The organism is Pseudomonas migulae NBRC 103157, assembly GCF_002091715.1.
GTDB classification, from domain to species: Bacteria; Pseudomonadota; Gammaproteobacteria; order Pseudomonadales; family Pseudomonadaceae; genus Aquipseudomonas; species Aquipseudomonas migulae_A.
In genome coordinates this window covers 42,421-54,719 of sequence record NZ_BDAG01000015.1, presented here as the reverse complement: position 1 = coordinate 54,719, position 12,299 = coordinate 42,421, and the positions used below count along the sequence as shown (strand labels likewise).

At 59.9% G+C, this 12,299-nt stretch carries 8 protein-coding genes; all 8 read right to left on the bottom strand.

All coding sequences use genetic code 11. The features are described 5' to 3' along the window. Positions 1 to 108: 108 nt before the first annotated feature. Positions 109 to 3,702, bottom strand: coding sequence for a glycosyltransferase (locus PMI01S_RS13690; RefSeq protein ID WP_084320544.1), 3,594 nt, complete (start codon positions 3,700 to 3,702; stop codon positions 109 to 111). A gap of 115 nt (positions 3,703 to 3,817) precedes the next feature. Continuing rightward, positions 3,818 to 5,389 carry a flagellar hook-associated protein 3 gene (locus tag PMI01S_RS13685; protein ID WP_084320543.1) on the bottom strand — a complete coding sequence of 524 codons (1,572 nt, stop codon included), beginning with the start codon at positions 5,387 to 5,389 and terminating at the stop codon, positions 3,818 to 3,820. A 13-nt stretch (positions 5,390 to 5,402) separates the two neighbouring features. Further along, positions 5,403 to 7,448, bottom strand: a complete 2,046-nt coding sequence (gene flgK / locus PMI01S_RS13680) for a flagellar hook-associated protein FlgK (protein ID WP_084320542.1) — start codon at positions 7,446 to 7,448, stop codon at positions 5,403 to 5,405. Positions 7,449 to 7,471: 23 nt separating this feature from the next. Then, the gene (gene flgJ, locus PMI01S_RS13675; RefSeq protein WP_084320541.1) at positions 7,472 to 8,761 is read right to left on the bottom strand and encodes a flagellar assembly peptidoglycan hydrolase FlgJ; all 1,290 of its coding nucleotides are present in this window, start codon (positions 8,759 to 8,761) and stop codon (positions 7,472 to 7,474) included. An 11-nt stretch (positions 8,762 to 8,772) separates the two neighbouring features. Next, positions 8,773 to 9,846 carry a flagellar basal body P-ring protein FlgI gene (locus tag PMI01S_RS13670; RefSeq protein WP_167362947.1) on the bottom strand — a complete coding sequence of 358 codons (1,074 nt, stop codon included), beginning with the start codon at positions 9,844 to 9,846 and terminating at the stop codon, positions 8,773 to 8,775. Positions 9,847 to 9,888: 42 nt separating this feature from the next. Then, the gene (flgH, locus tag PMI01S_RS13665; protein ID WP_084320539.1) at positions 9,889 to 10,584 is read right to left on the bottom strand and encodes a flagellar basal body L-ring protein FlgH; all 696 of its coding nucleotides are present in this window, start codon (positions 10,582 to 10,584) and stop codon (positions 9,889 to 9,891) included. A gap of 52 nt (positions 10,585 to 10,636) precedes the next feature. Next, a complete protein-coding gene (gene flgG, locus PMI01S_RS13660) occupies positions 10,637 to 11,422 on the bottom strand; it encodes a flagellar basal-body rod protein FlgG (protein ID WP_017337155.1) in 786 nt (261 codons plus the stop codon). Between the two features lie 45 nt (positions 11,423 to 11,467). Further along, positions 11,468 to 12,208 carry a flagellar basal body rod protein FlgF gene (locus tag PMI01S_RS13655; protein WP_084320538.1) on the bottom strand — a complete coding sequence of 247 codons (741 nt, stop codon included), beginning with the start codon at positions 12,206 to 12,208 and terminating at the stop codon, positions 11,468 to 11,470. Positions 12,209 to 12,299: the final 91 nt, after the last annotated feature.

Genomic DNA, 12,299 nt, shown 5'->3' with positions numbered 1-12,299 from the left:
CGGTCACGGATAGCCCGAACATGCCTCATTGAACGGTTGTGATGACGGCAGCTTCGTCCGGGCCGGGGCCGGGTCGATAGCAGCCTGGCGGCTAAAGGCGGTTTATTTTCAGTCGTCCAACCAGCCATGCTCCCAGTACCGCAGGTTATCCCCGCGCAGCATGTAGTCGCGCAACACCACCTCACGCAATTCATCGCCCATACGGTAACTGGCATCCGGGTCGGACAGATGCATGCGAATAGCCTGCAGCCACTCATCGGTGGTGTTGGTCATCACGCGAGTGCAAGGCAGGTAACCCCGATAGGCAGCGGTGTCGGTGCAGATCACCGGATAACCGCAGGCGCCGTACTCGAGCAAGCGCAGGTTGCTCTTGCAGTCGTTGAAGATATGGAACTCCAGTGGAGCCAGCGCCAGATCCAGATTCAGACTGGCCAGTTTGGCCGGGTACGCATCCAGCCCGATCACCCCATGGAACTCATGCATGTACGGACGCAAATCCTCCGGGCACATGCCGAAGAACACCCAGTCGACTTCATTGGCCAGCTCGCGAACCACATCGGCGATCACCGCCAGATCGCCATGGTGACTGGTGCCGCCCCCCCAGCCGACCCGAGGTTTTTTCGAAGTGCGGCGCTGACTGCGAAGGTTGGGCCACAGGTGTGCCGCCAACATATTCGGCACGACCCGAATATCGTGATGCATGTCCGACAACGCATTGCCCAGCGACTCTGTGGAGACCACCACGCGATCACACATGCCGATCGCGCGTCGCACCAGTTTCTCCATCTCGTCCTTGCCCGGCATGTTGCGAATATGCGCGTTGCGATGCGGGACGTTGATCACGAAGTCATCCAGCTCATAGATGCGTCGCGCGCCGGAGTATTTTTGCAGACTCGGAATTTCGTTGATCGGCCCTTCGGAATAGCGACCCTGAAGGATAATCACGTCAGGCGAATGACGCTCGACTTCAATGATGGTCGGCAGGTTGTAGTGAATGCGCCCGTGCGCCCTGCCTGCCGCCTCCAGTTCAATCAGCGGCTGAGTCACTCGATAATGACCAATAGCGGACGCATTGACCGGCAACGCGAGAACCTTCGGCAATTGAGCCTTGGAGAACGGGCTCCAACCGGATCGCAGACCCGGCTCAAGACTGAAGCTTGCAACCGCCAGTCCCTGCAGCGCCAGGTTGGGATTGTAGGCTGGATCACGGGCAACGATCGGCAGCCAGCGCTTATAGAAAACCTCTTGTTCCTGTTCGCTGCGAGCCTGATCGCCTTCCAGCGCTGCCACGACCGGTTGCGCGCCCAACGCCAGTTGAGCGTAAGGCGTCCAAACCACCAGATAACCTTCCTGGCCGATGCGCAAACACAGATCAACTTCGTTGAGAGACTGCGCCAGGTCTTGCTCATCCAGGCCGCCGACCGCATCAAATACCGCCTTGCGCACCATCAGGCAATCACCGCCAACGGCACTGAAATCATGGGCAACCTGTAACCGGAACATGTAACCGGCTGCCTGCAGCGACTCACCATAAAACGGCACCCCGGCCGGGCCTTGCAAGCCAAGGATCAGGCCGGCATGCACTATTCGACCATCGGGATTGAACAGCTTGGCTCCGACCACGCCGACTTCCGGACGCTGCGCGTGATTGAGCAACTCGGCCAGCCAGTCAGCCTGGGTGATAACGGTGTAAGGGTTGAGCATCAGGACATAGTCGCCAGCGGCCTGACTCACGGCGAAGTTGCGCACCGCCGCCGCACTCCCCTGCTGCCCGTAGCTCAGGACACGAATCCGCTGACGATCCAGTTGCGCCATGCCATCGAACCAGGTGCGCGCGTCCACACTTTCACTGCCATTGTCCACCAGCAGCAACTCGTATTCGCCGTAGCCAGTCTTCTCCAGCAGGCTCTCGACGCAGCGCTGCAAGGCGCTGATTTGATCCTTGCTGACGATGATGATCGATACCAGCGGGCGATCACCATGCAGGTAATCGATACGATTGAGTATCGTCGAACTGCCAGGGCGAATCTCGTGGGCAATACCTAGGCGCTGCAGGTGCGCTTCGAGCAAAAGAGGGTTGATGTCCAGCACCTGCGGCTGCGACAACCACTTGGCCAGGTCCAGCGATGACTCCAGCAAAATTTCCGCAATATGACCGACGGCTTGAGTGCCGTCATTCTCGACCATGCGCCACAGCACATCGTGAGGCGCCAGCTCTGCGAACTCCGAATTGAAACCGCCCACGCTCAGAAAACGATCACGCTCAAATGCCAGGGCCCGTCCGACATAGGGGTAGCTGCGCATCAGATCGAGGTTGAAATCGGGCTTGAATGCAGGCTCTGCGGACTCGCCCAGGCGCAGCCCACCTTCGTCGCTGTACAGGCACTTCAGTGTGGGCGTGAGGGCAATTCGCTCCGCCATCACCAACAGGGCCGGCACCACCAGACGATCACCAGCTCGCAACAGATAGAACCAGTCAGCGCCTGCCAATTGCGGTAACAAATCGTTGATCTGCTGCTGCCAGTCGTCTTGCAGCGGCAAACGGAATACCCGCTCATCCAGCTCGGCTTGCGTGCAGGAAGTCGATAAAACCAGGGTCAGCTCAGGCGGGTAATCCTGCGCGGCGAGCGATTGCAGAGTGAGCTCCAGCGCCGAACGACTGCCGTCTTCATCAATGATGACCGGAACGATTTTCGGCACGCTTGGCCAAGCGGTCAGTGTGTTTGGCAACAGGCGCCGCTGGCCGTCGGTCAGAAGACGGCACTCGAGCCACTGCGCATAGAGTTCGGAGAAACTGACGCTGGCAATACCGACATGCCAATCCTGGGTGGTCTGCTTGGTACCCAGAGTCCGGCTCAAAGGCAGCTCCTCCCAAACCCGCGGCGACTCGGCGACACTGGTCAACGGTACGTAGCGAACCCAGCCCGGAGCCGGCGCGGATTCGCCGCTACGTGCCTTGAGCATCTGCGACAGCCATTGCTGCTCGATTTGCGCCGCATCCTTCATCGATTGCTGGCTGCTCAAGCGTTCCGGGTACAGGCGCTCGACGCTGAGCACGTGATTGGACACCGCCACATTGCCACGCCGCATCAGGCACACGTACAAGGCAAAATCGAGCGTCGCGACAAAACAATGACCTGGCTGAGTCAATGCAGGCAACAGTTCGAGCAGATCTGCCCGACGGAACAAGGCGTTGCTGAAGCCACCGAGGATGTTGGCCGGGAAGTTTTCGAAAATCGCCAGCAGGTCATCGCCCTTGAACACCCCGCACACCGGAGAAAGCGGGGTATTTTCGAGGCGCGAAGGCAGCATAATATCGTCGGCATCCCAAAACAGCCGTTGCGCCATGACCAGGTTGACGTCTGCACAGTCGATAAGCAGCTGGGCCTGGCGCTCGATGCAGGAGGAGAACAACTGGTCATCATCACAAAGAAACTTGATGTACTCGCCTTGCGCCTGTTCCAGGCAAGCATGCAGATTGCCCACCAATCCCAGGGTTTGTGGGTTGCGCACGTAGCGCACGCCCGCGCCCTGCTCGATCACCGAAGCGACGATGTCCTCAATCTCATGGCCGCGACTGTCATCGCAGACAATGATCTCCAGATTGCCATAGCCCTGACTCACAGCCGTGTGCAAGGCACGTGCGAAAAAGCGTGGATTGAAGGCGGGAATGACCAGGCTGACAAGCGGGAGTGAATTCACGGCGGGCTCACAAGCGGCGTGAGCTCGCCCTGAAAAGCGAGCCCTTTGAAACCGCAAAAAAGACGATAAATACTGAAAGGACAAGGCAATCGGGCGCCTGCGCGCCCGATCACCATTAGATTTTGTTGAACAGACCCAACTGGGAAATCTTGCTGAACGCCAGTTGTGCAGCCTGCAGCATGGTCTGCTGCAACGTCAGGCGAGTCATGACTTCTGCAGGGTCCGAGTCACGAATCGACGACTGAGACGTGGCGTTCCCCAGGCTCAGGCTCTCGTTGGTCGCGCTCTGCTCATCCAGCGACTGACCGCGAGTACCAATCGAGGTGATGGCCGAGCCAATTTGGTTGGTAGCGCTGTCGATGTTACCGAGGCCCGTCTCTATGGCACCCAGAAACTGTTGCTTGGCTACTGGGTTGCCATCGATCGGCGTATTCAGCGCGGTGACCATCTGGCCCAGGGTGTCGAGCACGTTCTGGGTCTGATGATTGTTGGACTGAATCAGGAACTGGTCACCGGTCGCCGGCGCTCCGCCGCCCAAGGCAAAGGTCACGCCAGCAGCGGTGGCGTTGCCAGCTACCACGGTTCCCGACGATACCGGTCTACTGTCGGCAGTAATCGGTGCTGCGTATAAATCGAAGTTGGTGGCGCTGGTGAACTTGAGGATCGCCCCGCCCGCCGGGAAGGCGTTGTCGTAGTTCGTCTGGTTCGTCACGCTGGAGCCGGTGATGACCGAGGTCGAAGTGTTACCGGGACTACGCGAAGTGCTGAAACTGTCAGGCGTGGCCGACAAGGTGAAGCTATGACCGGCGATGACCGCATCCGGGTTGGTATCACCCGTTTTGAGGTTGATGTTCAGCTTCAGGTCAACGCCACGGAAACTGACTGTCTGGTTGGCACCATTGGCGTTGCTGATCAAACCGTTCTGGCTGGCTTCGGCAGTCACGTCGTTACCGAGTGCGTCGGTAATCTGCAATTGAGTACTGCTGAGAAAGTTGACGGTATAGGGCTGGCCACCGGCGAACTTCGCATTGTAGGTAGAGCTGGCGCCGACCGTACCGTTGGACAGCACCACGCGACCGTCATCCACCGCAGGAGCGGTCATGGTGGTCTGGGTCCGACTGGTATTGATGGTCTGCTGGAAGGCATCCCAACCAGTGGTATTGGTAGCCACTGACATGCTGTCGCCAATGCCGAGGTTGATGTTGGTCTGGTCACCGTTGTAGGTGAAGCTGCCGTCCGAGTTCTGCGAGTAAGGCACCGTATCGGTTTTCGAACCGGAGAACAGGTAGTTGCCGTTCGCGTCCTTGGAGTTCATCAGGCCCAGTACTTGTTGCTGGATCTGACCCAACTCCGACGCATAGGCTTTGCGGTCCGCGTCGGTCTTGACGCCGTTGCTCGCGGCGAGGGCCAGTTCTTTCGCTCGCTGCAGAGCCGTACCGATGGAATTCAGGGTCGTTTCCTGCAAGGTCAACGCATTCCTGGTGTTGGTGATGTTGGTGCCGTACTGATCAAGCGCCGCGCTCTGCTGACCCAGCTGCAGCAAACGACCGGCACCGATCGGATCATCGGCAGCGGTGTTGATGCGGATCAGGCTGCTGGCTTCGTTGCTGGTAGCGATCGCCTTGTTGAAGTTGCGCTGGTAGTTGGCAGCGGTGATTTCGTAATACTGGGCGGTGGAAATGCGCATGAATTACGACTCCTTAAAGGCTGTTGATCAGCGTGCTGAAAATTTCCTGCGCAGCTTTGATGATCTGCGAAGAGGCGGTGTAGTACTGCTGGTATTTGACCAGGTTGCCGGTTTCTTCATCCAGGTCGACCCCGGACACCGAATCACGGGCACCTTTGGCGTTCGCCAGGATCGCCGTGGTGGCGTCGCTGTCGGACTTGCCCTGCGCGGCCTTGGTGCCGACGTTGGTCACCAGCTTGCCGTAGGCATCGGTCAGGCTGATACCCTTGCTCGCACTGCCGGTGTCGACGGTCTGCTTGGTTTGCAGCCCCGCAAGCGCTTGAGCGTTGCGGTTGTCCGAAGACGCTGCGCCGGTCAGGTTGATCGTGAAGCTTTCGCCGGTCGTCGGTGTGCCGCCGACCTTGGTCTGCACGGTGAACGTCTTCTGCACGGCCGGCACAACGGTGTTGTCCATGATCGGAGCGCCAGTGCTGTCGACCATGCCCACTTTCAGGTTCAGGGTATTGCTCTGGCCCGGAACAATGGTTCCGGTACCGATCGAATTGCCTTTGGCATCGACCATGTTGTAGCTCTGGCTGCCACCGCTCGCGGCACCGAACACCAGCTTGACCGGTGTCGAGTACTTGAGCGCGGTCTGCATTTCTGCCTGGGACGTCGGGTTGTAGATGTCCAGGGTGCTGCTCAGCGTCGGCTGGGTGTAAGTGCCGGTGTTATTGGCACTGGTCGCACCGGTCAACGGTGCCGCGGCGGCGATTTTTTTCGGGTCGGTCAGAACCGCCTGTATGCTGCTCGCCGCGCCACGAGTTGGCGTCACTTTGAACGAGTCACCGGCGCTCAGCGCGCCGCCGTTGAGCGACAGGCTGAACCCGTCGATCACCGGAGCTGGCGTGGTCGTGGTGCTGAAAGCGCCCATGGCGGTTCCGTCAGAGCGCGTGACCGTATAGTTGGTCGCGCTGGTGAACGTCACCTGATAGTCGCTGGTGGTCAGCTTGCCGGTGTCCTTGATGGTGACATCCAGGTTGCCGGAACCGGCGCTGTTGCCTGCCTGGCCAACGCTGCGCTGGCTGATCAACGTGGCACTGTTGATGTTATTGAAGATCGCCGCACCGAAGTCACCGTTCTTGTCGATGCCTTGCGCCTGCTGGCTGTTCATCTGATCGGCCACGACCAGCGCCACACGTCCCAGCTCATTGAGCGAAGGGTCGAGCACTTCCTTGCGATAAGAGAGCAATCCACCGATTTTACCGCCGCTGACCACCGAGGTGATGTCAATGGTGCTGGAGCCACGGTTCATCTGCAGCGCCATGCGCGACGGATCATCCTTGCTGGGCACGGTTTCCAGGGTGTCGGTGGTGTTGCCGAGCACCAATGGCTGGCCGCTACCGACGTAGATGTCGTAGCTGTTGCCGCGCTCGACGACCTGTGCACCGACCAGTTCGGAGAGCTGGCGCACTGCTTCGTTGCGGGAGTCGAGCAGGTCGTTCGGTTGGCTGCTGCCGATGGAGAGTTCAGAAATCTTCTGGTTGAGGCTGGCAATCGAGGTGGCAAGTTTGTTCACCTGCGATGCCATGTCCGACAGGTTGCCGTTGAGGCTGGTGTTCTGGTCGTTCAACTGTTTGGCGATGGAGTTGAAACGACTGGCCAGGGCCTGCGCGCCGGCTACCACCGACTGCCGGGACGTGTCGTCAGTCGCCGATGTCGCAACACCTTGCATCGAGGTGAAAAACTTCTGAAGCACGCCGGTCAAGCCGGTGTTGGTATCAGAAAGCGTGGCGTCCAGCGGTGTGGCCTGAGCCTGATACGCGGACGCTTCGCTGTTGAGCGTAGTCGCCGTGCGCAACTGCGCATCGAGGTAGCTGTTGTACACGCGACGCACATCGGCCAGCGTCGTGCCGGTGCCGATGTACACGTTGCCGAAATGCTGCGAGGCCTTGGTGCCCTGCACTGTTTGCTGGCGTGAGTACCCGGCGGTGTCGACGTTGGCAATGTTGTTGCCGGTGGTCATCAACGAGGATTGGCCAGCGGCCAGACCCGACATCCCGATATTGAGCAAACTCATGGTTCAGACCTTAATCCTTGTGCCTATAAAGGCGTGGTGGAAACGCCCGCCGCAGCGTAGTTCTGGTAACTCGTCATCTGCTTGGCTATCTGCGAAATCTTGCTTGCGTAGTCCGGGTCGGTTGCGTAACCGGCCTTTTGCAACTCGCGTACAAACTGTTCTGGGTTATCGGCCGACTTCACGACATCTTGATAGCGATTGTTGGTCTGCAGCAAAGTCACAAGGTCATGAAAGCTGTCCTTGTAGGAGTCGTAGGAACGGAACTCGGCCGTCTCCTTGACCATCGCGCCATTCCTGAATTCGCTGGTGATCGCGCGCGCCGAATTGCCCTGCCAGTTGCTGCTGGCCTTGATGCCGAACAGGTTGTGGCTGCTGCTGCCATCCTGTGCCCGCATGACCGATTTGCCCCAACCGGTTTCCAGCGCCGCCTGGGCCACGAGGTAACGCGGATCGACCCCGATGCGCTCGGCGGCTTCCTTGGCCATCGGCAGCATGGTGTTGACGAATTCATCGGCGGAACTGAAGGCTTTCTTCGCGGGCGCCAGGGGGATCTGAGCCATGGCACGACCATGAATCTGCAACCCGCCGTTCGATGCTGCCTGCGCATTCGCCAGCCAATCACCGTTGTACAACGGGCCTGAACCGGTAAGCGTGGTGCGCTCCGGCAATGGCGTCTTGTTGACCGTCGCGGCCGCAGTCGTCGCCGAAGGCACCAGGCCTGCCAGCAAGCGGTCAGCCAGTTTCGGCGGCAATGCCAGACGCCGCTGATTGATCAATTCCATGTCATTGCGATGCGTGCCGTCGCCTGTTGCCGGCGGTGTACGGAGCGAGCGCGACGCCCACAACGGACGCTCGCCATTGAGGCGGGACAACGGCCCGTTGACGGCAACCGTCCCGGCGGCTATCGGCGTTTCCACTGCGGCTTTCGCGGCCGCCTGCTTGGCCGCCGATGCGGCAGCTGCTTCGCCCGGCGCCATCGGTTTGTTCTTCGACATCTGACGCATCAGCACGTCCGCCAGACCAATACCACCACCTTGGCGGGACATGGAAACGGCCAGTTGCTGGTCGTACATTTCCTGGTACTGCTTGGCCGCCGGGGTGTTGAGCGGATTGTCCTCACCCAGGGTGTCGGTAGCCTTGCGCATGGACTTGAGCATTTCACCGAGGAACAGCGACTCGAACTCCTGCGCCACTTTGCGCATGTTCCCGTCACTGTTCTTGTCACCTACCTTGAGCTGGTTCAGCCGGTTCAGGTCCGAATAGGAACCCGAATCGTTGCTGCTGACACCCAGACCGCCCTTGCGCATATCCATGTTCGCCGTCCTCAGATCACGATCAGATCGGCTTGCAATGCGCCGGCCTGCTTCAGTGCTTCGAGGATGGCCATCAAGTCACCCGGTGCCGCGCCGACCTGGTTCACCGCACGCACGATCTCGTCGAGCGTGGTGCCCGGACCGAACTTGAACATCGGTTTGGCTTCCTGTTGTGCATTGACCCGCGAGCGCGGCACGACCGCTGTCTGACCATTGGACAAAGGGCCGGGCTGGCTGACGATTGGGTCTTCGGTGATGGTCACGGTCAGGCTGCCGTGAGTCACGGCGGCTGGCGAAACCTTGACGTTCTGGCCGATGACGATGGTGCCGGTACGCGAATTGATGATGACTTTCGCCACCGCCTGGCCTGGATCGACTTCGAGGTTTTCGAGGATCGACAGGTAGTCGACCCGCTGGCTTGGGTCCAGCGGCGCCGTGACGCGAATCGAACCACCGTCGATGGCCTGTGCGACGCCAGGGCCGAGCATGTCGTTGATCTTGTCGACGATGCGCTTGGCGGTGGTGAAGTCGGAACGGTTGAGGTTCAGGGTCAGGCTGTTGCCCTGGTTGAAACCGCTCGGCACCGAACGCTCCACCGATGCACCACCGGGGATGCGACCGGCCGACGGAACGTTGACGGTGATCTTCGACCCGTCGCGACCTTCAGCATCGAAACCGCCGACCACCAGGTTACCCTGGGCGACCGCGTACACGTTGCCATCGATACCCTTGAGCGGCGTCAGCAGCAGGGTTCCGCCTCGCAGGCTCTTGGAGTTACCGATGGAAGAAACGGTGATGTCCACCTGCTGACCGGGTTTGGCGAAAGCCGGCAAGTCGGCACTGATCGATACCGCCGCGACGTTCTTCAACTGCACGTTGCCCGAACCGGCCGGCACCTTGATGCCGAACTGCGAGAGCATGTTGTTGAAGGTCTGCAGGGTGAACGGAGTTTGCGTTGTCTGGTCACCGGTGCCGTTAAGCCCGACCACCAGGCCGTAGCCGATCAATTGGTTGGAACGCACGCCGGAAATACTGGCGATGTCCTTCAGCCGCTCGGCTTGAGCGTTGAAGGCTGCCGACAACATCAGGGCCGCAACGATGAGACTTCTGAAATTCAACGTAGCCACCTAGAAAGGGAACAGCGGGCTGAGGAAGAAACGGTCGAACCAGCCTGGCTGACTCGCATCGGCAAACGAACCGGTGCCCGAGTAGGTAATGCGTGCATCGGCAATGCGGGTCGACGAAACCGTGTTGTCGGTGGCGATGTCGTCGGCCCGGACCAGGCCGGCAATCCGTACCAGTTCATCACCGGTATTGAGGGTCATCCACTTCTCGCCGCGCACGGCGATGATGCCGTTGGGCAACACGTCGGCGACGGTCACGGTGATCGAACCGGTCAGGCTGTTGCCCTGCCCGGCCTTGCTGTCGCCCTTGGTGGCGCGGTCGCCGCTGTAGCCGGCATCCAGCGTCAGATCACCGTCGCTGAGCGGGTTATTCGTGTTGGGCACTGTGCCGAACAACGAGGACAGACCGATGCTTGCCTTGCTGTTCTTGCCTATTTGCGAGTTGGCGTTCTTGCTGGCCTGGGTCTTCTCGTTCAGGGTGATGGTGATGATGTCACCGACCCGGAACGCCTTGCGGTCGCTGTACAGGTTCTGTTCAAAACCGGCCTGGTAGATCGAGCCGTTATTCGCGGCAGCCGGCAACGGCGTACGCGGCAACACCGGGGCGTAGTAAGGATCATTGGGCTTGGGCGTCGGGCCGACGCACCCCGCCAGCGCGGCGACCGCACTCAGTGCCAGAACAGATACAAAGCGATTCATGACCCTACCTCACGGTGTTGCAGGCGACCTCAGGGTCGCCTCATAGACTTGATTACAGATTCTGCGTTACGAACGAGAGCATCTGGTCGGCGGTGGAGATCACCTTGGAGTTCATCTCGTAGGCGCGCTGAGTGGTGATCATGTTGACCATCTCTTCAACGGTGCTGACGTTGGAGGTTTCCAGGGTGTTCTGCAGCGTGGTGCCGAAACCGGCCAGGCCTGGCGTACCGACTTGCGGCGCACCGCTGGCAGCGGTTTCCAGGAACAGGTTGTTACCTACCGCTTGCAGGCCGGCCGGGTTGATGAAGTCGGCGGTTTGCAGGTTGCCGATCACCTGGGACGCCGGGTTACCGGCAATGGTGATGGACACGGTGCCGTCGCGACCGACCGTGAAGGTCTGCGCATCGTTCGGGATGACAATGGCTGGCTCCAGGGCGAAACCGCTGGCGTTCACGATCTGGCCGTTGGAATCGAGGTGGAAGGTACCGTCACGGGTGTAGGACGTGGTGCCGTCCGGTTGCAGGATCTGGAAGAAACCGCGACCGTCGATGGCCATGTCCAACGGCTGCTCGGTGGTTTGCAGGCTACCGGCGTTGAAGTTTTTCTGGGTGCCGACGATGCGCACACCGGTACCCAGTTGCAGGCCCGACGGCAGTTCGCTGTCCTGGGTCGACTGGGCGCCTGGCTGGCGTTTGATCTGGTACAGCAAGTCCTGGAACTCGGCACGATCACGTTTGAAGCCCGTGGTCGACACGTTGGCCAGGTTGTTGGAAATGGTGGTCAGGTTGGTGTCCTGGGCGGACAGACCTGTTTTGGCAACCCATAGAGCCGGAAGCATTCGATTCTCCTCGTGCGCCTGTTTTACGGCGCGACGTTCTGATAATTAGCTGATCTGCAAGACCCGAGCCATGGCCTGGTCGTCGTCTTTGGCGGTGTTCATCATCTTGATGTGCAATTCGAACTGCTTGGCCAGGGCCAGTACAGAAGTCATCTCTTCCACGGCATTGACGTTGCTCGACTCAAGGAACCCGGACACCAGTTTGACGTTGGCATCGGCTTGCGCCGGCTTGCCGTCCTTGGTGTGGATCGAACCGTCCAGGCCTTTGGTCATGTTCTTGAAATCCGGATTGACCAGCTTGATGCGGTCGACTTCCGCCATCACGCGGGGACCTTCGCCCATCGCACGGATGCTGACGGTGCCGTCTTCGCCGACTTCGATCTGCTGCTCGGGCGGCACGGAGATCGGCCCGCCATTGCCCAACACCGGCATACCGTTGCCGGCGCGCAATACGCCCAGGGCGTCAATGTTCAGGCTGCCGGTGCGCACGTAGCTTTCGCCACCGTCCGGGTTCTGCACGGCGATCCAGCCATTGCCCTGCACCGCGACGTCGAGGTCGCGACCGGTTTCCACCAGAGAGCCCGAAGAGAAGTCGGTGGCCGGACGTTCGGACATGGCAAAAGCACGCGCCGGAAAGCTGTCACCGAACACCGGCATCGAACGCGCCTGCTCCAGGTCTTTCTGGAAACCGTTGGTGGAGATGTTCGCCAGGTTGTTCGCATGAGCCTTCTGCGCCAGTGCATTCTGGCTGGCGCCGGTCATTGCCACATAAAGGTACTTGTCCACACTCTTTCCTCTGCATGCCGGACGTTTGCCGCCCACCGCTGTACTGCTGAGCCATAAGCAATTTGCAGACCAACTTTTTTCTGGCGGCGCG

Excerpts from the sequence above, each read along its gene's own strand:
- flgK (WP_084320542.1), bottom strand. The coding sequence starts at position 7,448 with ATGAGTTTGCTCAATATCGGGATGTCGGGTCTGGCCGCTGGCCAATCC.
- PMI01S_RS13670 (WP_167362947.1), bottom strand. The coding sequence starts at position 9,846 with ATGTTGTCGGCAGCCTTCAACGCTCAAGCCGAGCGGCTGAAGGACATC.
- flgJ (WP_084320541.1), bottom strand. The coding sequence starts at position 8,761 with ATGGATATGCGCAAGGGCGGTCTGGGTGTCAGCAGCAACGATTCGGGT.
- flgG (WP_017337155.1), bottom strand. The coding sequence starts at position 11,422 with ATGCTTCCGGCTCTATGGGTTGCCAAAACAGGTCTGTCCGCCCAGGAC.
- flgH (WP_084320539.1), bottom strand. The coding sequence starts at position 10,584 with ATGAATCGCTTTGTATCTGTTCTGGCACTGAGTGCGGTCGCCGCGCTG.
- PMI01S_RS13685 (WP_084320543.1), bottom strand. The coding sequence starts at position 5,389 with ATGCGCATTTCCACCGCCCAGTATTACGAAATCACCGCTGCCAACTAC.